Below are 23,998 nucleotides of genomic sequence, written 5' to 3' on the forward strand. Positions count from 1 at the left end.
CAGGGTCGCGGGCACCGACACGACGTTCAGCCGGATTACGCTGCTTGTCAGACCAAGCCCTAAGCCAGCGCGCTACCTCGGCGGCAATCAAGAATCAGACTCGCACCACCCGCAGGGCTGGTGTCGATTCGCAGTTTGAACCCGTGCAAATTGATGATGGCGGCAACGATGGACAAACCCAGGCCGAAGCCACTCTGCTGAGTGCCGTCTGCGCACCGGTAGAACCGTTGAAATACAGCGTTGCGTTCCGCGACCGGGATACCGGGACCGGAATCTTGGATTTCGATGCGCGTGTTGTCGCCTTCGCCGTAGGCGGTGAGGACGACCACACCACCAAGGGGGCTGAACTTGATGGCGTTGCTCAGCAAGTTGGCCAATGCTTCAAACAGTAACGCACGGTCGCCGATTAACGTCGGCAAAAAGGACGCTAACCGCAATTCCAAGGTAAGGCCGACCTCTTCAGCCACCGGCAGATAAAACGCGTAAAGCTCGTGTAGCAAAGCTCGTGGGTCAAGTTCGACGAAGCCTGAGCGGCGTTGCTGGTCTTCAAGTTCCGAGATACGTAATAGGCCACGAAAGCGCGCCATCAAAGTGTCGGCTTCTGCAATAACTTGGCCCATCTGCATTGCTTGCGTAGAGTCTTGTGCAGACTGCTGTTGAATGCGGTACAGCTGAGCTCGCAGGCGGGTCAGCGGGGTCCGTAGGTCGTGGGCGATGTTGTCACAGACGCCCTTGACCTCGTGCATCAGCTTTTCGATGCGATCCAGCATCGCATTGACAATCACAGCGAGCATGTCCAGTTCGTCACGGCGGTCAGACACCGGTAGCCGACGGGCCATGTCACCCGCAACGATGGACTCTGCGCTGGCCTGGAGGCCGCGAATTCGGCGTAACGGTCGGCGACGCAACAAATGCCACCCCGCAGCGCCGGGAATAATAGTCAGGGACATGGCCCACAGCAAGGCGTGCCAAATGATGGCAGTGACAGCAAACAATGAACCGTTGTCGCGCACCAAAATCAGCCAGCGCCCGTCGTGGGTTTGGGTAGCTACCGCGTCGCAACTGTTTTGCGGCAACTGCGGGTCGTCGGAATCTATGCAGTCGCTTAGTTCATGAATGTGGCCATCCATAGGTAAATTGGCCGGGATGCTGCTTACCGGTCCGCTGATGGGGCGAAATTCGCTGTCGAATAACCCATAAGCGTCCACGGCGCGCATGTCGGATTTCTCGCTGGTGTTCAACGCATCAATCAACTGATAACCCTGAAACCGCGAAAAAAGATGTTGCCGTTGGGTTAGCGAGTGGCGGGCGAGCGTGTTCAGGTAGCTGGTTACTTCCCAATACAGCACGCCCATAAGGATGCTGCTCCAAGCGACGAACAGAAAACTATACAGCGCCAATAGACGGCTGCTCGATGAGCGCCAACCCTTAGAGGGGTTCAGCAATGACATAACCCGAGCCTCGTACGGTCCGAATCAGCGGTGTCAGGCTGGGGCCATCGATCTTTTTGCGTAGACGCCCAATGTGCACGTCTATCAGGTTTGTGCCGGGGTCGAAGTGGTAGCCCCAGACCTCCTCGAAAATCATCATCCGAGTGATAACTTGCCCGGTGTTGCGCATCATGAATTCCAGTAGTTTGTATTCAGTGGGCAGCAGGCTTAGGGGCTGATCGCCTCGGCTGGCTTCGCGGCTGATCATGTTGAGTGCAAGGTCCCCGACGTGCAGCACGGTCTGGGCCTCACTTACGGGATTGCGTCGACGCAGCAACACTTCGACCCTGGCGGCCATTTCATCGGAGGCAAAAGGTTTGGATAGATAGTCGTCACCCCCCGCACGCAAGCCCCTCACTCGCTCGTCAACATCGGACAGCGCACTGATCATCAGAATCGGTGTGCCGATGCCCAGAGCCCGCAAGGTGGTGACGATGGCCAAACCGTTCACATCCGGCAACATGCGGTCCAGCGTGATCAAGTCATAATCGCCGCTTACAGCCCTTATCAGCCCCTCTCGTCCGTTGTCGACCCAATCAACATCGAATCCATGACTGTTCAATTCGGCAACGATTTCTTGCGCCGTGACAGCATCGTCCTCGATGGTCAGAATTCGGGTCATGGGGGGAACACCTAAAGGGGTTACGGCTCAGGGCGGCATTTTGCTCTTAAATGATGGGTTAATTTTTAAAAATTAATTTATTGGCCTGCACAGTGGCGGTACCTCTGCCAGCCATTTGCTCTTGCAGGCCTTGTACTGCGGGAGTTTGACTAGTGCCCAAAGCGCTTTGGGTCTTTTTCGCGGTTGTCTGTTTTTTCGCTTTCGCTACGGATTTGCGCGTGGCTGATCAGGGCGAAGATGAAACTGCCGCCGATGATGTTGCCCGCCAGCGTCGGTCCAGCGAAGGTTAGCCAGAAGTCTTTCCAAGGTAGCTGCCCGGCAAATACCAAATAAGACACTTCGGCCGAGCCGACGACGATGTGAGTGAAGTCTCCCAGCGCCATCAAATACGTTATGAGCAGGATGATCCAGATTTTCGCGTTTTCCATGGAGGGAATCATCCAGACCATGGTGGCGATCATCCAGCCGGAAATGATGCCCTTGGAGAACATTTGGCTCACATCGTTCTCCATGACCTTATGACCTATATCGAGGAAAGCTGCATCGGTTCTAAGATCAAAAATCGGTAGATGCAACATCACATAGGCGACCAGCAACGTACCGGTCAAGTTGCCGACCAGCACGACGCTCCATAAGCGCAGCAGCCGTGCGAAGTTACGCAAGGTCGGTTTGCTCATGACCGGCAACACAGCGGTCAGGGTGTTTTCGGTGAATAACTGTTGTCTCGCCAGAATCACCGCGAGGAACCCTGCTGAATACCCCAGGCAGGCAATCACCTTACTGGCTTCGCCTGCGGGCAGGCGTGCATTGAATAAGCCCATCGCCATCAGCGACAAACCCATGGTCAAGCCTGCGGCCAGAGCCGACCACCATAACGCAGCCACGCTGCGCTCCAGCTCTTGGTCGCCTTGCAAGCGAATGGTTTCATGCAGCACCGCCGCACGAGGAGGTTGGTTTTTGTCGACGTTTTTTTCTTCTGCCTCGGACAGCCCTGGGGTTTTGCCGTCTGTTTTGCTGGCCATAAAAGTCCTTGATTCGGGTACGGAGTTTATTTGTGGCGCATGGAATGCTGCACGGCGCTGGTGGTTAAGACACAATCCGCTGTCGAGCGTTCGGCCCTTTCCTTTTTCAGGCCGAGGGCGCGAGTTTTGCGAGCACAGTCTATTTATTCAGGAGAAATACCGTGAGCATCCTCATTCGTGAAGCGACCAGGGCCGATGCCGAGGTGATCCTCGGCTTTATTACCGAACTGGCAACCTACGAAAACGCCGAACACGAAGTATTGGCCCGCGTAGCGGACATCGAGCGCAGCCTATTCGATGAACCATCCCCGGCGCGGGCTTTGATCTGTCTGCTCGATGAGCAGCCAATTGGTTTCGCGGTCTACTTTCTTAGCTACTCGACTTGGCAGGGGCGCAAAGGTCTTTACCTGGAAGATTTGTTTGTCTCTTCGCGTCACCGTGGCGTGGGTGCCGGGAAAAAACTGCTTCGCCATTTGGCCAAGTTGGCTTACGACAGCGGTTGCGGACGCTTTGAGTGGAGTGTGTTGGACTGGAACACCCCGGCTATTGATTTTTACAAATCCATCGGCGCAGAGCCCCAGGAGGAGTGGGTCCGTTATCGCCTGGCCGGGGATACGTTGAAAGGCTTCGCGTTGGGCGAGTGATCTTTGCTGATGCTGAATACTTCGTCGGACTCAATGCGTTGCACCCCAGCCAGCAGCATCGTTTCCCACGCGGTGTCGAGTGAGCCGTTTAAGTCTATGGCGCGGCAGGCGTCGGCGATGACAAAGGTGTCAAAACCCTCTGCACAAGCATCTTGGGCCGACCATGCGACACAAAAATCCAAAGCCAGGCCGACCAGAAATACAGTGTGTATGCCGCGATCCCTGAGGTAGCCAGCAAGCCCGGTGCGGGTGCAGCGGTCGGCTTCAATAAACGCAGAGTAGCTGTCGATGCAGGCGTTATAGCCCTTGCGCACAATCAGCTGAGCATTGGGTAGCTCAAGGTCGGCGTGTAGCTGTGCGCCGTGGCTGTTTTGTATGCAGTGATCCGGCCACAGGGTTTGTGCGCCGTAAGGCAGGTGAATGTTGTCGAACGGTTTGCGTTCGGCATGGCTGGAGGCAAAAGAGAGGTGGCCGGCAGGATGCCAGTCCTGAGTGATGATCACGTTGCGAAAGCATGCCCCGAGTTGATTGACCAGTGGCACCAAGGCGTTGCCATCGATGACCGCCAGTTGCCCTCCAGGCATGAAATCATTTTGCATATCAATAACCAGCAGCGCGCTACCAGAGCTGTTGGGGGAAGAAGCGCTTGAAAAAATCATGGTCAGCTCCGCCTTGAGCGTCATCCGCGGTGGCGGAAAGTCGCAGTGTGCCTCACTCGGCGCAGAACCATAAGCCGTTGTTGAGCGCCTTAATCGATAAAGCTGCGAATTAGTAGACGGTATCGCCGGTACTGTCTCTTCGCGTATTCATCCCCAAAGGCTCGACTCGGTATTACCCCAGCACCCTAATAGGTTCTCCTCCGTGCCAAGCCTGAATGTTTTCGATCATTTGGCTAAAGAATATCCGGTAGTTGTTCTCGGTGACGTAACCGATGTGCGGCGTTGCCAGCACGTTGCTCAAGGTACGAAACGGATGATCGACGGGCAGGGGTTCCGGCTCAAAAACATCCAGCGCTGCGCCGGCAATATCACCGCGTTGTAACAAGCCAATGAGTGCCGCTTCGTCGACGATGGGACCGCGCGCTGTATTGATCAGATAGGCTGTAAGCTTCATCCAGCTCAGCGCTTGGGCATCGACGATGCCGCGACTGCGGTCGCTGAGGACCAGGTGCACACTTAGCACATCCGATTGTTCAAACAGTTCGCGCTTGGTGACGTAGGTCACGCCGACTTCAGCAGCACGTTCGGCGGTAAGGTTTTCACTCCAGGCGATCACCCGCATGCCAAATGCCTGGGCATATTTAGCGACCCATTGACCAATATTACCCAAGCCCAAAATACCCAGCGTCTTGCCATACAAGTCGCCGCCCAAGCCGATTTGCCACCCGCCTTGGCGGAGGGAATTGGCTTCCCCCACCATGTGGCGGGTAATGCCCATGATCAATGCCCAAGTCAATTCGGGCGCGGCGTTTTTGTAGCTGGCAGTGCCGCACACTTGAATGCCCAAGCGTGCCGTAGCGTAGAGGTCGATTGCGGCATTGCGCATGCCACCAGTGACCAGCAGCTTCAGACGTGGCAATTGGCTTAATAATGCATCGTTGAACTGTGTACGCTCACGCATCACGCAAATTACGTCGAACGACGCTAGCCGGGTGATCATGGTGTCGGCGTCTGCCGGGAATTCGTGCAAAAAACTTAGCTCTGCGAAGGTGCTGAGAACGGTCCAGTCCACCACGTCGCTGGCTATTGATTGCCAGTCATCAAGGACGGCGATGTGCAGGCGAGAATGCTCAGTCATTCAAAATGCCTCGATAAGGTGCGCTGGAATTTTTCGCAGCAAACAAGGGCTTGCTCCTGAATTTCATTTTTTATGCAATAAATGATTCGTAGAACGATGTTCTAACCAAATAATCCCGCCGCGATATTGATCGAAAACCCCAAAATCGCTGTATTGAACACAAAGCCAATCAACGACTGCGCCAGCACGGTCTTGCGCAAATCTCGGCTGGCGACACCGACGTCGGCTGTTTGTACGGCAACGCTGATGGTGAAAGAAAAATACAAGAAGTCCCAATAGTTCGGATTTTTTTCGCCATCTGCAAAGCGCAATGCCGGTTCCGGAGTGTTGGCGGTATAGAACAGCCGCGCATAGTGCAGGCTGAAAATCACCCCGGTCATCAGCCATGAACCCACCACGGTTACCCCGGTGAAGCCGTAATGCCAAGCTTTGAGGCTGGCGCTGAGGTCTTTGCTACCGATCAACTCCACGCTGATAGCTGCCAGGCTGGCAATCGCTGCCACGCAAACCATGGCCAATACGAGCCCGGCATTTTCATCTTCAACAATGGCAAAACGTTTGACGTCGTCGGCACCCGCACGATTGGTTCGCCATATCATCAGCATCAGGTATGTCCATACACCGATGTTCCAGCCGATCAATATGTGGGTGGTTGGCGTGAGTCCGGGAACAACGAAACTGCAGACGATTCCGCTGGCGCAGCCAATCAATCCAGCAACGGTCAGGCGGGGATGAGTATGGGCAAGATGAGGCATTGGGAAGCATCGCGGTCAGGGTCTGTGCAAACCTTAGCACGGCCTTTGTGTTAGATGAAAAAACCGCACGCTGGTGGGCCTGTGTCGTAAAACCGTCGGGGCGAAAAGCCGCAGAGGAGTCTATGATTCAGCGCTATGATTGAGGCAAACTCCTCTGATTCCCCTCTATGCGGAGCCTTTTATGTTTGCGCTTGACCACGCCCTTGCCCAAGACATCGTTGACCGAGCTATGGCGATTCTGCCGTGCAACGTCAATGTGATGGATTATCTGGGCATCATCATCGGAAGTGGTGAGGCCGACCGTTTGTACACTCGGCACGAGGGCGCGCAGTTAGTGCTGGCCAATCATCGAGTGGTGGAAATTGACTCGCAAACTGCCAAGCACCTGAGCGGCGTCCGGCCGGGGGTCAATTTGCCGTTGATGCTCGATCAGCAATTGGTGGGCGTGCTAGGTATCACGGGCGAACCCGATCAGGTTCGGGTCTACGGCGAGTTGGTCAAGATGACCGCCGAAATGCTTATGGAACATCGGCGCCAGCAAGCGGACCAAAATTGGCGGCATCAGCGCAGCGAAGATTTACTCTCCAGGCTGTTGCTGTCCGACTGCCCCGACGCGTTGGTTGAAGAGGCTGAACACCTGGGATTGCAACCGCAATTACCGCGTCAAGCGGTCTTGATTGAACTGCCAGCACACACGGCTACGGCCAATCAAATAAGCAATTGGCTGAATACTCGTTACACCAACAGTTGGTGCGTCGTTCGCGAATCGACGCTGGTGTATTGGTGCCGAGCCAATGGTAAAGAGCGCGACGACGCACTGCTGCTGGAGCAACTAAATGAGCAGGGTTGGGCAGCACTGCGCTTGGTCACCGTGGAGCAATCTGCCGATCTGTCGACCTTACGCCACGCGTGCGCCGCCGCTCGAGATTTGCTTGATTACGCGCGCCACGTTCATCCACAACAACGGCTCTTTCGTTTGGCGGTGCATCGGCTTGCGGTATTGTTTTGGCGTTACCGAAATGATTGGCTGGCTCAAGGCATCGCTGATCCCATCACCCGATTGCAGCACAGCAATAGCAGCCTGTTGCTGGAAACTTTACGCAGTTGGTTCGATTACAGCGGCGAAAGCCAGGCCTGCGCCGACGCGTTAGGCATTCACCGTAATAGTCTGCGTTATCGTCTGGAAAAAGTTGCCGAACTCAGCGGCTGCGATCCCTATCGAACCAACGACCTTCTGCGCCTTTACTTGGGTTTGCAAATGACTGCGCGCGTTGTTAATGAGTAAAACGGTCGCGACCTTTGTTCCGATGACCAACAGCCTGTGACGTTAGTTGTGCGAAGGTCAGGCGGCAAACGTGGGCCGGGGTGAGAACATCCACGTATTACGGACAGGAAAATAATCATGAAAATCGTCATCGCCCCGGATTCTTTCAAGGACAGTCTGAGCGCTCAAGCTGCGGCCATTGCTATCGCGAGCGGCCTTGCCGAAGTCTGGCCTGATGCCGAACTCGTTCAATGCCCGATGGCAGATGGCGGTGAAGGCACTATCGAGGCGATTTTGGCGGCGTGTGATGGTCATTGGATGAGCGCCTCGGTAACTGGGCCGCTGGGAGATGCGGTTGACGCGCAATGGGGTTGGCTAGCGCAAAGCCGCACCGCGATCATCGAAATGGCCATGGCCAGCGGCCTGCAACTCTTGACCCTGGAACAACGAAACGCCTGCCTCAGCAGTACTCAAGGTACAGGCGAATTGATCGGCGCGGCGCTGGATGCCGGTGCGCAACGGATCATTTTGGCTATTGGCGGCAGTGCGACCAATGACGCAGGCAGCGGCATGCTGTCGGCACTGGGTGCGCGGTTTCTGGATGCCCAGGGGCAGCGTGTGGAGCCGGGCGGCCTGGCATTGGCGCGGGTCCAACGGATCGAAATGGATGGCCTCGACAAGCGTTTGCGCGACGTGTGCTTTGAAGTCGCTGCGGACGTTGATAATCCGTTGTGCGGTCTGCATGGGGCGTCGCATGTCTTTGGGCCGCAAAAGGGCGCGTCACCGCAGCAAGTCCTGGAATTGGACGCGGCGTTGGGGCATTTCGCCGATCAATCTGCTGAGGTGCTGAACCGCGATCTACGGGACGACCCCGGATGTGGTGCGGCGGGTGGCATGGGCTTCGCCGCCAAGGCGTATCTGAATGCGACCTTTCGTCCCGGCGTGGACGTAGTGGCTGATCTGGTTGGACTGGCCGATGCACTGGAGGGCGCCGACTGGGTAATTACCGGCGAGGGTCGTTTCGACGCTCAGACTCTGCGTGGTAAAACGCCATTTGGGGTTGCCAAAATTGCCCAGCACAAAGGCGTTCCGGTGATCGTTTTGGCGGGAACGCTGGGGGAGGGCTATGCCCAGTTGTACCAACACGGCATAAATGCGGCTTTTGCGCTGACCAGTGGCCCGATGACCCTCGATTATGCATGTCGTAATGCCGCCCAATTGTTACACGACCGAGCGCGTGATCTGGCTCGGGTGTGGCAGTTGGCGTCGTCACGCTAAGGGTATTTTTGGCCTTTTTTGTAAAGCGTGAGGTAACTGCAGCCTATCCATTCATGCAGACGTTGGCCGTCGCTCAAGCAACGAAAAAATCCCGGGGACATCCACCGTGCATGGCCATCTATATTTGGTGCGCCGCGCCCCTTACGCAGATCGTTGAGCCACAGGGTCCGGGTTTCGAAAGAGATGCGCGTCAGGGCGCTGCTATTAGGCACGCCTGCATGGGCATGGGCTCCGGAAAAGGCGATGATCGAACCGGGCGCGATCACCACGGGTTGCCCAAGGCTAGCGTCCACGGTTTCAAGTAAATGCGGAGTGGCCTGGTCAGCGTCTACCGAATTACGGCCGCCGGCTTGGGATCGCGCTAGCACTGACGCAAGGTCGAACTCAGCACTGGTGTTTTGCAACGGTTGGTCCCATAAATGCGGGTACATGGCAAATGTTCTTTGCGCACTCACGGGGTAAATAGGCGCCCACCAATTGGTTTGCGCATACAGATTCGAACCCCAGGTATCACGATGAAACGCAATGGTTGCGGTTGCACGTGCACGAGACGCTGGGGCGTCGGAACTGGGTGGCGGTTGAAAGCGTAAGTGCAGCCGGTCACAGGCAAGCTCCACAGGGTCAAGGCCGATGTCTTCCATGAGCTTGACCCAGAGGCGATTTGCTTCGTGTGCCTGATGAAAATCAGCTTGGCAGCGAGTGAATCCTTCGGCTTGTTGGGCGTGGGACCAGTGCTGATGAATCAGCGCAGGGGTGTGGGGAAACAGCGCCTCGCGCAGAAACTCATCGGCGAACGTCACCAGTTTCGCCATCGCCGGTTGGGCGTCGATAGCCAAGATTTGCCCTTTGTAAATCCGCTCGTGGACGTCGTTGGGGGAGCAGGGCAGAGCTAGTGCGTGGTACATGATTGATGCCTCGAAAACGGCGACGTATTGAACGCGCCGCTTCGCGATCCATTGCTGACAAGCGCGCTTTTACAAATCAAATCGTGCATTTACGCCGGACTCATCTGCACCGAGGGAATCGGGTTACGCATCAAGGTGCCCACCAATATTGCACCGAACAACGCCAACAACCCGGCTAGCCAGAGAAGGGTGCTGAAACCTGCGACAAAAGCCTGTTGCGCCAAGGGCTGAATCACTAAGCGAGCACTCTCTGTCAGGGGCGACAACGCGGCGGTCATATCGCCGGCCACCACACGCGAGGCGATGTAATCGGTTTGCGTCAACCATTCGGGGGCTTCCGTGTGCAGACTGCCACTCAACGCCTGTTGCGTGTGGCTGGCCAATACCGCGCCGTAGATCCCGATTGCCAACACAATGGCGCTGAAACGCATGGTGGTGCTCATGCCCGAGGCCATGCCTGCACGATCCCGCGGCACGCACGCCATAATGTTTTTCTGGGTATCACCATTGAGCAAACCGGCCCCAGCTCCGGTGACTGCAATGGCGCAAGCAAAACCCAAGTAACCGCCGACAGAGGCAGCCCATGCGCTGAGCAGGTTGCCGCAGCCCACCAAGACCAGTCCGACAGTCATCATGCCTGCCGGTGAGAGATGGTTCGACAACCGCGCACCAATTTTCGGGAAGATCAGCATGGTCGCGGCGAACGGCAGCATGCCCAGTCCTGATGCAATGGCGCTAAAGCCCAAGCCGTTCTGCAGGTAGAACGGCAGCATCGTCATCATCACCTGAGCGCAGCCAGCGTAGGCGAACATCCCGAGCAGCGCTCCGATGAAGCGTGGGTGTTTGAACAATTGCAAATCAACCATCGGCCGATGCTGTAGGCGTTCCACCACAACGAACAGTGCCAAGAGCAGCACCCCGCCGGCCATGCGCAGGGTGGTCAGGCTGTTGTCCCAGCCAATACGATTGGCTTCGATCAAACCCCAGATCAAACACAACAAACTGCCGCTGAATGCCAAACTGCCCCAAGGGTCCAGTCGCGCCGATTGTTCATTGCGCGACTCGGGGATGTTGCGCCAGACCAAGAACATCAGCACCGCACCCACCGGCAGATTCAAGTAAAAAATCCAACGCCAGCCGACGAAAGAAGCGATCAACCCGCCGACGGTGGGCGCTGCGGTCATTGCCACGCCCATGCACGCCCCCCAGAACGCCCAGGCTTTAGCGCGTTCGGTTTCGTCGTGAAAGACGTGGCCGATAGTTGCCAGCGCCGAGGTCAGCAGCAACGCCGCACCCACACCCTTGATCGCACGTGCGATGTCGAGAAATAAGATGTTGGGCGCAGCGCCGCAGCCCACCGACGCCAAAATAAATAGCACTAAGCCGCTGATCAGGGTTTTCTTGCGGCCGAAGCGATCAGCAATGCTGCCAGCCGGCAACAGCAGTGCCGCAAACGCCAGCATGTAAGCACTGACCACCCATTCAATGTCGGCGAAGCCCGCCCCCAAATCTCGGGCGATGCTGGGGAGCGTGACGGCGACAATATTGGTGTCCAGAACAATGAGCGAGCAGACACCGGAAGCGGTCAACAAGGTCATACGCGGGCTAACGATTTTCAATTCTGCCTCCGGGCGCTTATGCTCATGATTGTCTTGCAGGTAACGCTATCAGCAGCATAAAGCAAAGGTTTCAGCCTATGATTACCCATGCAGTAGGATTTCATTACCTTTGAGCTAATTCGACTATGGAAATACGCCACTTTCGCTACTTTCTGGCCGTTGCGAAGCACCGGAATTTCACCAGGGCTGCGGAGCAGTTGGGTATTGCCCCGCCGACCCTGACGCGGCAGATTCAAGACCTGGAGAATGAACTGGGCACACGGGTGTTCCTGCGGCAGCAGCGAGAAGTCAGCCTGACTGACGCCGGCCGGGCATTGCAGGTAGAGGCTGAACTGGCGGTGAGGCAGTTTGAAACCGCGCAACTCAACGCACAGCGCGCCGGACGGGGCGAGACCGGGCATATCGAATTGGGTTATGTTGCGTCGGCGGTATTTTCCGGTGCGTTGCAGCAGCAAGTCAGCAGCTTTCGTCAGCGCTATCCCGACATTGGTTTTGCCATCAGCGAGAGCTTGATGCCTGCGTTGCCGACGTTGATTGAGGAAGGGCGGCTTGATGTCGGCTACATTCGCTCACCGATGCATGTGCCCGATTCGCTCAGCACCCTCAGCCTGGTGGCGGAAGGCTTCACTTTGGCGGTGCCCGACAGCTCATGGTTGTGCCGTCTGAAAGACCTCAACGCCGTGCATTTGCAAAATGAAACGTTCATTCTTCCCGAACAGATCTCCGGCACTTTGCAAGTGGCGGCCCACGGTGGCTTCGCGCCAACGCTCGGGCCGCAGCCGGGTGGACTGGTCTCGGTCATCGCGTTGGTTTCCCTTGGACAGGGTGTGGCGGTGGTGCCTGAATCGGTGGTGGACCATATCAACTTGCCCAACGTGGTGTACCGACGCATTCAGGACTGCCAACCTTCGTCATGCTTGTCGCTGGTGTATCGACGATTCGAGAAGGCTCCGGCCGTAGCGCACTTTATAGAGCACGTGAAGCATTGCGCAGAGTAAGGCGCGCTCGTGGTACCAACCCGTTTTGTGGCAAAAATGCTTGAGGAGTTCAACCAATGATCGATCACCTGGACCACCTGGTGCTGACCGCCACCAATGCCCAAGCTGCTCAGGATTTTTACGTTCGCGTGTTAGGGATGCAGCTGGAGACCTTTGGTGCAGGGCGTATAGCGTTTACGTTCGGTCATCAGAAAATAAACCTGCACATTAGAGGGCATGAGTTCGAGCCCAAAGCCCACCAGCCGGTGCCTGGGGCATTGGATTTATGCTTTGTCGCATCGATCCCATTGGATCAGGTGATCGAACGTTTGAGCGCGGCCAATTGGCCAATTATTGAAGGCCCCATCATGCGCACTGGCGCCACCGGACCCATTCGTTCGGTGTACCTGCGTGACCCGGATCTGAACCTGATAGAGATTTCTGAGTACGTTTGACCCGCGATTGGGAGTTGCCTTGCCGACGAAAACGTTAATGCCAGCAACCCAGGTTTCAGGTCGATATAGGCGGCGCAACGATAGGCCTTTCGTAGGCAAGCATGCCTCCACAATTTGTGCGGCTGCTTGCTATCAAACGTGTCAATGAAATCCTGGCGCCGAGTTTCAGGGCTTGGCGGCCTCCACAGGTACGCGACCATAGATATCGGTGAAGCGAACGATATCGTCCTCGCCCAGGTATTCTCCGCTTTGCACTTCGATCATTACCAGATCGATGACGCCAGGGTTGACTAAGCGGTGTGTGCGGCCCGGTTTGATGAAGGTTGACTCGTTGGTGTCTAGCAAGAATTCATTTTCGCCATTGGTGACCAGCGCCATACCACTGACGACGATCCAGTGTTCACTGCGGTGGTGGTGCATTTGCAATGACAGCGACGCTTGCGGGCGGACCATGATGCGCTTGATTTTGAATCGCTTACCTTCTTCAAGGATGGTGTAGGTGCCCCATGGGCGGGTGACGGTTCGGTGCAGTCGATAAGCATCATGGCCCTGCCGTTTGAGCTCCTTGGCAATAATGCTTACATCCTGACTACGTTTCGCGTCGGCGATCAATAAGGCGTCAGGTGTGTCAATGATGATTAAATCGTCCAGACCGATACCGCCCACTAGTCGTCTTGGTGAGTCGATGTAGCAGTTGGTCACGTCCTGTAATACGGTCTGGCCATTGCATTGGTTGCCGTTGTCATCGGTTGGGCTAAGTTCGCGCATCGCTTGCCATGACCCGATGTCGCTCCAGCCAAGCTGGCAAGGCACCACCGCGACATTCTGCGAAGGCTCCATAACTGCGTAATCAATGGAAATATCCGGGGCCAAAGCGAACAACTCGGCATTCAATTCCAATTGCAACTCGTGATCGCCTTCCTTGCATTGGCTTTGCTCCAGGCAGGCGCGTACGGCGGCCAGTACGTTGGGCGCGTGCTCTTGTAACTCCCGTAGCATAGTGTCGGCGCGCATGCAGAACATGCCTGCATTCCACAAATGAAGGCCGCCGTCCAAGTAGTCTTGAGCGGTCTCGGCATTGGGCTTCTCGACAAAGCGCGCCACCTGGTAGGAAGAGGTGTTTAGCATTTGGCCTTTTTCGATGTACCCGAAGCCGGTTTCCGCTTTAGTCGGGACGATGCCGAACGTGGCCATCCAGCCTTTATCTGCAAGTTCTCGTGCCACAGCAACGGCTTCGGCAAAGGCTTTTACGTCCTTGATCAGGTGATCAGCGGGCAGCACCAACAGGTGCGCATCTTCGCCGTATAACTGGGCGACATGCAGTGCGGCCGCAGCGATGGCCGCCGCTGTATTACGGCCTAACGGTTCGAGAATAAAGTCTAGTTTTGCGCGGGTAGTGTTCAACTGCCGATAGTCGTCCACCATACGGAAATACACGTCGCGGTTGGTTACGGTGAGAACTCGATTGACCTCTGGCAGCCCGCAGGCTCGGACGAAGGTCTTTTGCAACAAGCTCTCGCCATCGGGCAGGCGCATGAATGGTTTAGGCATGGCCTCCCGCGATACCGGCCAAAGACGGGTGCCGGCGCCGCCAGCGATGATGCAAGGAATGAGGATGCTCATTAGTAAGCCTCGCGAGTAAAGAGCACTGCCGGAACAGTGCGGAAAAGGATGTATAGATCGAACCATACCGACCAGTTTTCGATGTATTCAAGATCGAACTCGACACGTTTCTCGATCTTCTCCACGGTGTCCGTTTCCCCCCGATAGCCGTTGATTTGCGCCAATCCAGTGATCCCCGGCTTGACCCGATGCCGAGAGGTGTATTCCTTGACGACTTCTTCAAACAGGATGCCTGCGGCCTTTGTTGCTGTAGCGTGGGGCCTTGGACCAACCATCGACATGCTGCCAGCCAAAACGTTAAACAACTGCGGCAGTTCGTCCAGGCTGGTTCTGCGGATAAACCGGCCTACACGAGTGATTCTGGCGTCACCCCGGACAGTCTGAATTTCAGCATTTGCATCCGCTTGATGCCGGTGCATCGAGCGGAACTTGTAGACTTCAATCAAACGGTTGTTATACCCATAGCGCTTTTGCCGAAACAGCACCGGCCCACGAGAGTCGAGCTTTATGGCGATGGAAACTGCGAGCATCACTGGCGCAAAAATTAGCAGTGCGATGCTCGACAAGAGCATGTCTTCAAGCCGTTTGAAGAACGGTGACCAGCCATTCAATGGAACGTCGGATGCGTTGAACATGGGTAGGTTGGCGACTTCGGTGATTCGGTTGTGGGCATGTCGGAATGCAACCATATCGGGCACTAACAACACGTTAACCGGCAATCTACGCAGTTCGCGAATGATGTAGTCCATACGGTTTTCCGCAGTCCAAGGCAGAGCGACTAATACTTGAGTGACTTTTTCTTCGCGAATGAGCCGTTCCAGGTCGCCCGAATTCCCTATCAGCGGCAGATTTGCCACAGTCGCAGGCATACGCCCAATGCGGTCGTCGATGAACCCGCAAACTCCAGATCGAATATCCTGATTCTGTTCGAGGTATTCAGCCAAACGCTGACCATTTTCGGTAGCTCCCAGAATAATCGCGTTCTGCAGAAAGACGCCTTTGTGCATTAGGCGTTGGAAGGCCATCAGTACCAGCAACCGTTCAACGCCGAACAGCACGAAGCTGGTTGCGAACCAGAGCATCAACTGAACGTTGGAAATATAACTGAGCAATGAAAGCGCCTGGTGCATGAACAGCAACAAGCAAAATGCTGAAGACCAAGCAAAAAGGGTTAGGCGAAAGCGTAAAAGGTTGCTGAAAATAGTTTCTGAATACACCCCTATGGCTTGGAAGATCAGCACGCTGATGAATCCAAAAAATAGCAGCACCGCCAAGTAGCTTTTCAGTTCCACAGGATAGTCGTTTTGCCAAAATGCCAAAATCAGCAACCCTGGCAAAATACAGGTGATGCCGTGCATTACCCGAACCCCGAATAGGAAGTATTCGACAAGGCTAGTTCGCGTCAGCAGAAGACTGTTAACTGGTCGCAAGCGCATAAAACTCCTTACTCCTTTACGGCATGAAACGTTGCCGGATTTCGCACTGCAACGGCCATTATTTACAAAAAAGTCAATAAAATGGCTTTTTAGACCACTAACTCCATGAAAGCCAATATTTTGTCGAATAAACCACAGCCGACTCTTTGTTTTCAATGGTGCTCTGTCTAAAAAACAGAAATATCTTCAATCGGAGGGTAAAAACCACGATATCAGGTAGTCAGTTCACTCAGCTGAATAGGCAGGTTCAAAGCATAAATCCAATAAAGCCGTGCCTGCCTTCCAGCGGGTCAACGGAAAGAAAATTTATACGTCGAGCCGGATTTTTTTTAGTGGCCTTGGGGTCTGACTCTTCACAAGGATATTGGTTTGCCTCTGGTAGGAATCTAAATGACGCAGCGCACGGCTCTTTTGATACTTCACGGGAAGCAAGCCCTTAATGAAGAGGTACGCGCCGCGGTTGGGGCCAAACGTGAAGAGGGCTGGCAGCTTGGAGTGAGGGTGACTTGGGAGCCCGGAGATGCCCAGCGGCTGGTGAACGAGGCGCTGGCCGCGGGTTTCCGGACAATCATCGCTGGCGGCGGTGACGGAACATTGCGCGAAATTGCTCAAGCCTTAGTATTGGCGCACGCCGAGTATCCACACCAAGTCAGCCTGGTATTGCTGCCCATGGGAACTGCCAATGATTTCGCGCGTGCGGCTGGTGTGCCAATGGCTGCCAAAGCGGCGTTGGACCTGCTTGAGCTGCCAGCTCGGGAAGTGGATGTCGGGGATGTCGACGGACAATTGTTTTTGAACATGGCAACCGGTGGCTTTGGTAGCCAGGTTACTGCGAGTACCTCTGAAGACCTGAAGAAAGTATTGGGTGGTGCGGCTTACTTGTTTACTGGGCTGTCACGCTTTAGTGAATTGCGCGCGGCCTATGGTGAGTTGACCGGACCTGACTTTCATTGGTGTGGCGACCTTTTGGCACTGGGTATCGGAAACGGCCGCCAAGCGGGCGGCGGGCATGTGTTGTGTCCTACAGCCCTGGCTGATGACGGTTTGCTGGACATCAGTATTTTGCCCGCGCCTCAAGAAGTCGTGAGCACCCTTAAAGGGTTGCTCGAAGGAGGACTAGGCATTGACAACATGTTCGTGCGTGCACGTCTGCCGTGGGTTGAACTCAAATCGACCCGTGGTTTGGACATAAATCTCGACGGTGAACCGTTGAGCGGCGAGAGCTTGCACTTTTCGGTCCGACCGCGAGCGTTGCGGGTGCATTTGCCCGAACACTCACCGCTGTTGGGTGACATCGAGCCGCTCAATCGTCGAGGCTGATAATTCGTTCGCGAACGCAAAACAACACCAAGCCTGCGACGTCGAATATCTGCAAGCGCTTCATGATTTGCGCTCGATGAGTTTCGATTGTCTTTATGCTCAAACCAAGACCCCCGGCAATTTCTCGGGTGGATTTACCGCGAGCGATCAAGCGAAGGATTTCTGTTTGGCGGCTGGTCAAATTGTGCGCAACGACGCGTTCGGGACGGCGCGCGTGGACGCTGATCAATGCTTGATTGATTACAGCATGGGCAATAGCAGGGCTGAGGTAACGCTCGTTATTGCGAAGTGCGGTCAAGGCCTGTTCGAGTTCGGTGCCGGTTGCGTCTTTGAGTAAGTAACCATGGGCACCTCTCTCCAGCGCACGCATGATCATCTGGGGGTCGGTGTGCATCGACAAGATCAGTACGCTGCTCAGGGGCAGCTCATTGAGCAACTGCTCCATGGCATCCAGACCATTGGTGTCCTTCATGGAGATGTCCAAAAGGATAATGTCCGGCCGCAAGCGTCGCGCCAGTTCGAGTAATTGGGAACCATCGTCGGCTTCGCCGATCACGGCATAACCTGGAAACTCTGAAATCAGCGCACGCACACCGGCCCTGATCAGCGCGTGGTCATCGACTAGAAGCAGGTTGCACGTCATAAGCCCCTGCTTGTATTGGCGCGTTCGCGAGCACGGGGTGCCCAAGGAAAAAGAGCGTCAATGTGGGTGCCCTCGCCGGGGTGGCTGTAAACCTTTAACGTACCGCTCAGCAGCGCAATACGTTCTGCCATACCCGCCATGCCACGTTGCCCTTGTTGCCCTGGGTTTTTAGCAGGCAGAAAACCGATGCCATCATCTGCTATGTGCAGTAATAGTCCTTCTGGTGAGCGCTGCAAACGGACCAAAAGATTGTTTGCGGCGGCATGTCTCAGCATATTAGTCACGGCTTCTTGAGTGATTCTAAACGCCGCAACCGCGACCTCTTCCGATATGCCAGACAAGCGCTGATGACATTCCAAACTCCAATGCACAGCCGTGTCACTCAGCGTGCGCGACAGATGCGCACGCAAGCTGGCTTCTAGCCCAAGACTGGCCAGTTGGCGAGGATTGAGAATAGCCGATACATCGCGCACCTTCGTGAGCGTCTCTTCCAGCGTTGTACATAGCGTTAAAAACTGTTTCTCCAGTTCCACCGGTATATGGCGTTGCAGCAAGTCGCTTTGCAGTTTGGCGGCGGTAAGCATCTGCCCAATGTCGTCATGCAGTTCGCGGCTAAGCCGATGACGTTCTGTCTCTTGAACTTCAAGCATGCGTTCAGCCAATTCTTGTGGCTGAAAATTAATCGAGTTACCTGACCTGCGTTGCACATACCAGACGCTGGCGACTGTCGCTAGGTTTAGCGCTAACAGTTCAGGCGGCAATGCCATTGCGGCGAGATAAACTGCGAGATTGCCTGCGATCAATCCCCCGCAGAGTGCGACTGTCAACCAGCGAGCGTTATTTTTGCTCAGAGACCGAAATTTGAGTGATTTAATGCTGGCATACATAGCGAAAAAGCCATTTGATGTTCGCTGCGGATAACCCGATCGGATTGCTATCGGGTCAATATCAGTTCTAGAAGAATGCAAATGAGTGCGTTAACGCCGCGCAAAGTTGCGATAGCGCAAGAACAGGTGGTTAGCGTAGCGCCTTGAAAGTCGATGCGCGACCCAAACGTGCATTGTCAGCCCGCAGGGTCGGCTGAGGTTGATCAATTAATGTCTGTGGGCTGGGACGTTTAATCGCAGCGCCAAGGAGGGCGACCATGTTGCTGTCGGCATGAGACTGGCTAATTCATGTTCGAGTCCGGCGATGGTCGCAAATGAGTACAGCAATTCCGCTTGTTCGCTGTCATCGAGGGGCAAAAGCCCGGTGGTTGCATCGACCAGTTCAAGTTGCCAAGCGAGGAGGGTGAAGCAGTTTTCCAGCGCTCGTAACGCATCACCCTGCAACGTGGTATGGGGGTAAGCCAGGCTTAGCAAGCGACTGATTCGCAAGGAAAAATCAGTGATGCCGTCTAGGCCCAACTCGTCTGCCTTATGAGCAAGGGTCAACAAGGTTCCAAGCAAGCATTCGATAGCGTCTTTGTCATTAGCAAATAGCTCCAAGTGACTCAGGCATTCGTCTGACTTGGCAAGAAGCTTTTGGGCTTCCATCAGAAAATCGGGGAGCAAATGTTGCCACTCAATGTCCTTCAACATGCTTTATCTCCACAGCTCTTGGTCAGCGAACGTAAATCTCGCTTGGCGAGTGGCCTCAAGTTAATGTTGAAACCAAACGGAAGTCTGTAGGCCGTTTCCGAATCTTGTTTTTTAACTGTATAGATCAACTCGATCCACTGTCTGCAAGACCGTCTCACAAGGCTTGGGTCATTCCTTTCACCGCCCATGACGGCATGCCTCGCTGGTCTAGAAACATAGGCGATAGCGCTTTTCGTATTGTTTGATCTGGGTCGTGCTATCGCCGACACAAGCCTGGCTCCGATGTTGCGATGAGAATAGCGTCACATTAATGTCTATTGCACAGGGCGAATATCAGGTTGGGCCTGACGGCTACTCAGGGATTCCCTTAATATTAATATGACATCAATAGCTCCGTGCCATACTTCCTACCCATTAAGGTCTTGCGCGTTTCAGCCGATAACCAATGAAGCGCTCTAATACTCGAACCATTCCCCAGGAGTCATAATGGCCGGCATTCTCGACACGGTAGATCAACGCACGCAGCTGGTGGGTGAGAACCGCCTGGAAATCTTGATGTTCCGCCTAGTGGGTCGGCAGTTATTTGCCATCAACGTATTCAAGGTTCAAGAGGTGCTGCAGCTACCCAAGCTGACATTAATGCCGCAGCGTCATCCCTTTGTTTGTGGCGTGGTCAACCTGCGTGGACAGACATTGCCGGTCATCGATTTGTCCCAGGCCATTGGCATGCGTCCTCTGATTCCAGGGCCAAACAGCACCATCATCGTCACTGAGTACAATCGCTCAGTTCAGGCATTTCTCGTGGGTGGCGTAGACCGTATCGTTAACATGAACTGGGAAGCTATTCTGCCGCCGCCTGCTAGTGCGGGTCGTCAGCATTACCTGACCGCGATCAGCAAGGTCGATGATCAGTTGGTAGAAATCATTGACGTAGAAAAAGTCCTCGCCGAAATCGTGCCTTACAACGCTAAGGTGTCACGCGAAAAGCTCTTGGACCCAGTGTTAGAGCTTGCCCGAGGCCGCGAGGTGCTGTTGGTTGATGATTCGAACGTAGCGCTGTCGCAGCTTCGCGAGACCTTGTCTCAGCTCGGGGTGAAAATGCATGTGGCCCGTGATGGCCTCAAGGCGCTGAACATGCTCAAGGCTTGGGCGGACTCCGGCGAAGTCATGACCGACAAGCTGTTGATGATTTTCACTGATGCCGAGATGCCAGAAATGGATGGTTATCGGTTGACCACCGAAATTCGCAGCGATCCACGTTTGCGTAAGTTGTATGTAGTGCTGCATACCTCGCTATCGGGCAGTTTCAACGATTCGATGGTAAAAAAGGTCGGCTGCGACAATTTTCTCTCCAAATTCCAGCCGGATAAATTGGTGGATGTGGTGCGAGAGCGTTTGATGCTCGATCAGGCCTGATCACGGTTGCAGATTTGATTTAAGGCGCAGCAGGGGGGGTTGTCTAGGGCGGCGGCAGCTCGTATAAGTTGGGTTTTTCGTATTTAGGAAAACTGACCATGTTGCGCCTAAGCGCTCTTTATCGATTTCCACTCAAATCTGGTATGGCCGAGCCGCTTCACCAGGCGATGTTCGACGGGCTGGGATTGGCCGGAGATCGTCGCTGGATGTTAGTGGAAGAGGGCACCGGACGTTTTTTCACCCAGCGTGCCATGCCGCAAATGTCGCAGTTATCGGCTTTATGGAATACTTCTGGCGGCTTGACCTTAAGCGCACCGGGTCTTGCGGCCTTGGATGTTCCCGTGCCGGAAAGTACCGAGGCTTCGTTGCGTGGCGTGACTCTTTGGCGCGACACCCTGCGCGTGCCGGACGCGGGCAATGCTGCCGCGCACTGGCTCAGTGAATTCATGGGGCGGCCTACGCGCATGGTGCATGTCCCGGCCGATCGGGCACGCTGGTTGCCTAGCGGCTACGGCAAGGTTGAAGACAAAGTCGGTTTCGCCGACGGCTTTCCATTGCTCTTGATAGGCCAGGCATCCCTTGATGATTTGTCGGCAAAAGTTGGGCGGCCATTGGAAATGCTGCGCTTTCGACCAAATCTGGTAGTTGAGGGCAGCGAAGCATTTGCTGAAGATGGCTGGAAACGTATCCGCATTGGCGACATTGAGTTTCGACTGCTCAAGGGATGCACACGCTGCATTCTTACCACCATTGATCCGAAGACCGGCGAACGCTCGCCGGATCGCGAGCCTATGGTGACCCTGAAAACTTATCGTGAGCGCGAAGGGGACGTTTGGTTTGGACAAAACATGGTCAATGATGGGCCGGGCACGCTTGAGGTTGGCATGCCAGTGTCAGTGTTGGAGTAGGCACGCAGCGGTGATTCGATACACCGCCTTTGGGGCCAAGCCAGAGTATGCATATGACATGGCTATTGGGCTGACACAGAAAAACCTCAAGGCGCCAGGCTCGCCTGAATGCCGCAGGTCGCGCACGCGCTTTGGGCAACGCTGCGTTAGCTATTCAATATCTACAAATCGTCAAAAAACCGCTCATGCCAATCCACCAGCGGTTGCGGCGAGTTGAGTTTTTGTCCGTAGATGACCGAATAAGACAACACATTCTCTACGTACTGACGGGTCTCATCAAACGGAATGCTTTCAACCCAGACATCGAACGCCAGGTGGTTTGCACCTTTGAGCCACTGGCGCACTCGCGCTGGGCCGGCATTGTAGGCTGCCGAGGCTAGCACGCGATTACCGTTGAACTGACTATGCACTTGGCTAAGATACGCTGCGCCCAACTGGATGTTTTTATCGGGATCAAGCACTTGCTGTGGCGATGCCAGCGGGATGCTGAACTTGCGTGCGGTCTCCCGGGCGGTTGCTGGCATCAACTGCATCAGGCCGCTGGCGCCGACGCCGGAGCGGGCATCGTCCATGAACGCGCTCTCTTGGCGAGTAATGGCAAACACCCAGCTGGAATGCAACCCGCGCACATTAGCTTCGCGCACGAGGGTGTCGCGGTGAGCCATTGGGAAGCGGATGTCCAGGTCGTCCCAATACTTCGCTTGACTCATGGTGCGGATGGCTGGGAAGTACCAATGCATGTCATAGGCAAGCTTCGCCTGGGCAACCATCTCGTCACGGTTGAACAGGCGGCTGACGTAGTACCACTCGCGTCGGCCGTCGACGATTTCACCGCGATCATGGAACTCCAGCGCCCGACGCACACCCGGGGTGTTGCGAACCTTATTGATAATCTGCTGGCTGAGCATCAGTGGACGGTTATTCAGTTGATACGCAGTTTGCGAGCGGTCCGCAGCGAGGAAGCCATAGAAGTCACGTTCTTTGGAGACGGCTTTGTACAGCGAAGGCACCAGCGGATTGTTGGGCTGCGACAGCTCCAGTGAGCGCGCTTTCCAGTAGCGCCAGCGGTTGGTGGTAGCCAAGTCCTGAGGCAGTCGTCGGGTCAGCTGGTACGCATCGTCCCAGCGGCCCAGTCGCAACAGTAAGCGCAAACGCCATTCGGTGACCGTGTCGTCGCGAAGGTCAGGATCGTATTTAGTCATCACCTCCAAGGCACGGCCGTCGAAGCTACGCGCCAGCGTGAGGCCGATCTCCTTGGCAATCGCCACTTGCTCGTCACGGGAGAAATGCATTGTCGCGGAGTAGTTGTCGAGCATCTCCAGGGCTTTCTGCGGGTCTTTCCTGGCCAAGCGACGCAGGCCCAGGCCCACTACGTCCGACATGGCCTCATCGACGGGCTTGAAGCGCGAAGGGTCGTTAAGTAGCTCGGGCTTCTGTGCAACCGCGATCAACAGGCGTCCTTGCGGCGCGAGGGTCACTAGGCTGTCGACCAAGGTCGTGGCTAGGCTGTAGTTGCGCGCAGAGGCCGCGAGCTTGGCGCGTTTCCAGCGTTTTTCTTCGGTCAATTGACCTTCCGCTGCCCAGCGCGCGAAGAAACCGTCACATGAAGCTGGCAATGTCTTGCTGGTCATCCACAGTTTTTCGGCGTTGGCGTACCCTTCCGAGCGCAAATTGTGGCTCAGTTGGTATTGACCATACAGGCAGTCCAGCTCTACGAAGTTGAGCTTAGGGTCGTAGTACTTTACGAAGGGTTGCCAGTCGCCACGTTCGGCCAACCAACGCAGCCAACGCAGCTTCATCCAGTTGGCCTGGGGCAGATCACCGTGCTCCGCGAGGAATTCTTCAATTTCTGCGTTGCTGGCGGTTTTAAGGCGAGCAGTCAGTTCGTCATATTCTAGATACGGTTCCAGCGGATAGTCGGCAAGCGCTTGGCTGTAACGCATATAAGGCCCGGTATCGCCTTTGGCCAATGCCCGTTTTGCTTCATCGTAGTACTGACGTTGTTGGGCAATGTCTCCAGCCAGTGCAGATTGGGCGGCGGTGACAGAGACAAGCAAGCAGGATAAAAGGCCGAGCAGACGACTGCGCATGAGACTTCCGTGCAGAGGAATCGATAAAAGTGTCGCTAGCTTAGCCCTTTGCCGGCTCCGGGTGAAAGCATTGACGATGGATGCGAGCGAACGGAGGTGAAGTTGTTGTATTTCAACAAGCGCCTTCGTGTAACGAAGGTCAATGACCCCTGTT

At 55.3% G+C, this 23,998-nt stretch carries 22 protein-coding genes; 8 read left to right on the forward strand and 14 right to left on the reverse strand.

Annotated features, from left to right (window positions below; all coding sequences use genetic code 11):
- Positions 1-59 precede the first annotated feature (59 nt).
- From RGW60_RS03835 to RGW60_RS03845, 3 genes are all read right to left on the reverse strand, one after another.
- Entirely contained in the window at positions 60-1,451 is a 1,392-nt protein-coding gene (locus RGW60_RS03835; protein WP_322202296.1) for a HAMP domain-containing sensor histidine kinase, read from the reverse strand.
- Entirely contained in the window at positions 1,429-2,112 is a 684-nt protein-coding gene (locus tag RGW60_RS03840) for a response regulator transcription factor (RefSeq protein ID WP_322202298.1), read from the reverse strand. Before RGW60_RS03840 ends, RGW60_RS03835 begins: the two co-directional genes overlap by 23 nt.
- Before the next feature lie 149 nt (positions 2,113-2,261).
- Positions 2,262-3,134 carry a formate/nitrite transporter family protein gene (locus RGW60_RS03845; RefSeq protein ID WP_322202300.1) on the reverse strand — a complete coding sequence of 291 codons (873 nt, stop codon included), beginning with the start codon at positions 3,132-3,134 and terminating at the stop codon, positions 2,262-2,264.
- Positions 3,135-3,295: 161 nt separating this feature from the next.
- Between RGW60_RS03845 and RGW60_RS03850 the strand changes: the two genes are divergently transcribed.
- On the forward strand, positions 3,296-3,778 hold the full coding sequence (locus RGW60_RS03850; RefSeq protein ID WP_322202302.1) for a GNAT family N-acetyltransferase: 483 nt from the start codon (positions 3,296-3,298) through the stop codon (positions 3,776-3,778).
- On the opposite strand, the gene pncA is transcribed toward RGW60_RS03850, so the two are convergent.
- The 3 genes from pncA to RGW60_RS03865 form a co-directional block, all read right to left on the reverse strand.
- A complete protein-coding gene (pncA, locus tag RGW60_RS03855; RefSeq protein ID WP_322202304.1) occupies positions 3,730-4,437 on the reverse strand; it encodes a bifunctional nicotinamidase/pyrazinamidase in 708 nt (235 codons plus the stop codon). The genes RGW60_RS03850 and pncA overlap by 49 nt on opposite strands.
- 172 nt (positions 4,438-4,609) lie before the next feature.
- On the reverse strand, positions 4,610-5,575 hold the full coding sequence (locus RGW60_RS03860) for a D-2-hydroxyacid dehydrogenase family protein (protein ID WP_322202306.1): 966 nt from the start codon (positions 5,573-5,575) through the stop codon (positions 4,610-4,612).
- A gap of 101 nt (positions 5,576-5,676) precedes the next feature.
- Entirely contained in the window at positions 5,677-6,330 is a 654-nt protein-coding gene (locus RGW60_RS03865; RefSeq protein ID WP_322202308.1) for a DUF1345 domain-containing protein, read from the reverse strand.
- 181 nt (positions 6,331-6,511) lie between these two features.
- On the opposite strand from RGW60_RS03865, the gene RGW60_RS03870 reads away from it, so the two are divergent.
- Both RGW60_RS03870 and RGW60_RS03875 read left to right on the forward strand, forming a co-directional pair.
- Entirely contained in the window at positions 6,512-7,615 is a 1,104-nt protein-coding gene (locus tag RGW60_RS03870) for a sugar diacid recognition domain-containing protein (RefSeq protein WP_322202310.1), read from the forward strand.
- Positions 7,616-7,732: 117 nt separating this feature from the next.
- The gene (locus tag RGW60_RS03875) at positions 7,733-8,872 is read left to right on the forward strand and encodes a glycerate kinase (RefSeq protein ID WP_322202312.1); all 1,140 of its coding nucleotides are present in this window, start codon (positions 7,733-7,735) and stop codon (positions 8,870-8,872) included.
- Here RGW60_RS03875 and RGW60_RS03880 read toward each other — a convergent pair.
- Both RGW60_RS03880 and RGW60_RS03885 read right to left on the reverse strand, forming a co-directional pair.
- Positions 8,869-9,777: a hypothetical protein gene (locus RGW60_RS03880; RefSeq protein ID WP_322202314.1), complete on the reverse strand. Its 909-nt coding sequence runs from the start codon at positions 9,775-9,777 to the stop codon at positions 8,869-8,871. The genes RGW60_RS03875 and RGW60_RS03880 overlap by 4 nt on opposite strands.
- A gap of 89 nt (positions 9,778-9,866) precedes the next feature.
- Positions 9,867-11,396, reverse strand: coding sequence for an MFS transporter (locus RGW60_RS03885; protein WP_322202317.1), 1,530 nt, complete (start codon positions 11,394-11,396; stop codon positions 9,867-9,869).
- A gap of 125 nt (positions 11,397-11,521) precedes the next feature.
- Between RGW60_RS03885 and RGW60_RS03890 the strand changes: the two genes are divergently transcribed.
- Both RGW60_RS03890 and RGW60_RS03895 read left to right on the forward strand, forming a co-directional pair.
- Positions 11,522-12,394 (forward strand): LysR family transcriptional regulator, encoded by an 873-nt coding sequence (locus RGW60_RS03890; protein WP_322202319.1) that lies wholly within the window; start codon positions 11,522-11,524, stop codon positions 12,392-12,394.
- A 56-nt stretch (positions 12,395-12,450) separates the two neighbouring features.
- Complete coding sequence (locus tag RGW60_RS03895; protein ID WP_322202321.1) at positions 12,451-12,828, forward strand: VOC family protein; 378 nt, start codon at positions 12,451-12,453, stop codon at positions 12,826-12,828.
- A gap of 165 nt (positions 12,829-12,993) precedes the next feature.
- On the opposite strand, the gene RGW60_RS03900 is transcribed toward RGW60_RS03895, so the two are convergent.
- Together RGW60_RS03900 and RGW60_RS03905 are read right to left on the reverse strand one after the other, a co-directional pair.
- Complete coding sequence (locus RGW60_RS03900) at positions 12,994-14,451, reverse strand: mannose-1-phosphate guanylyltransferase/mannose-6-phosphate isomerase (RefSeq protein WP_322202323.1); 1,458 nt, start codon at positions 14,449-14,451, stop codon at positions 12,994-12,996.
- Complete coding sequence (locus RGW60_RS03905; protein WP_322202324.1) at positions 14,451-15,887, reverse strand: undecaprenyl-phosphate glucose phosphotransferase; 1,437 nt, start codon at positions 15,885-15,887, stop codon at positions 14,451-14,453. The genes RGW60_RS03900 and RGW60_RS03905 overlap by 1 nt, the downstream gene beginning before the upstream one ends.
- Positions 15,888-16,277: 390 nt before the next feature.
- Here RGW60_RS03905 and yegS point away from each other — a divergent pair, with 390 nt between their 5' ends.
- Positions 16,278-17,207 carry a lipid kinase YegS gene (yegS, locus tag RGW60_RS03910; RefSeq protein WP_322202326.1) on the forward strand — a complete coding sequence of 310 codons (930 nt, stop codon included), beginning with the start codon at positions 16,278-16,280 and terminating at the stop codon, positions 17,205-17,207.
- On the opposite strand, the gene RGW60_RS03915 is transcribed toward yegS, so the two are convergent.
- The 3 genes from RGW60_RS03915 to RGW60_RS03925 form a co-directional block, all read right to left on the reverse strand.
- On the reverse strand, positions 17,191-17,850 hold the full coding sequence (locus RGW60_RS03915) for a response regulator transcription factor (protein WP_322202329.1): 660 nt from the start codon (positions 17,848-17,850) through the stop codon (positions 17,191-17,193). The two genes, yegS and RGW60_RS03915, sit on opposite strands and share 17 nt — an antisense overlap.
- A complete protein-coding gene (locus tag RGW60_RS03920; RefSeq protein WP_322202331.1) occupies positions 17,847-18,737 on the reverse strand; it encodes a sensor histidine kinase in 891 nt (296 codons plus the stop codon). The genes RGW60_RS03915 and RGW60_RS03920 overlap by 4 nt, the downstream gene beginning before the upstream one ends.
- Positions 18,738-18,944: 207 nt before the next feature.
- Positions 18,945-19,430, reverse strand: coding sequence for a hypothetical protein (locus tag RGW60_RS03925; RefSeq protein WP_322202333.1), 486 nt, complete (start codon positions 19,428-19,430; stop codon positions 18,945-18,947).
- 486 nt (positions 19,431-19,916) lie between these two features.
- Between RGW60_RS03925 and RGW60_RS03930 the strand changes: the two genes are divergently transcribed.
- Positions 19,917-20,846: a chemotaxis protein CheV gene (locus tag RGW60_RS03930; RefSeq protein WP_322202335.1), complete on the forward strand. Its 930-nt coding sequence runs from the start codon at positions 19,917-19,919 to the stop codon at positions 20,844-20,846.
- A gap of 98 nt (positions 20,847-20,944) precedes the next feature.
- On the forward strand, positions 20,945-21,754 hold the full coding sequence (locus RGW60_RS03935) for an MOSC domain-containing protein (protein WP_322202337.1): 810 nt from the start codon (positions 20,945-20,947) through the stop codon (positions 21,752-21,754).
- A 161-nt stretch (positions 21,755-21,915) separates the two neighbouring features.
- On the opposite strand, the gene RGW60_RS03940 is transcribed toward RGW60_RS03935, so the two are convergent.
- Positions 21,916-23,844 (reverse strand): transglycosylase SLT domain-containing protein, encoded by a 1,929-nt coding sequence (locus RGW60_RS03940; RefSeq protein ID WP_322202339.1) that lies wholly within the window; start codon positions 23,842-23,844, stop codon positions 21,916-21,918.
- Between the last annotated feature and the right edge of the window lie 154 nt (positions 23,845-23,998).

The sequence above is a fragment of the Pseudomonas sp. AB6 genome (assembly GCF_034314105.1).
Classification (GTDB): domain Bacteria; phylum Pseudomonadota; class Gammaproteobacteria; order Pseudomonadales; family Pseudomonadaceae; genus Aquipseudomonas.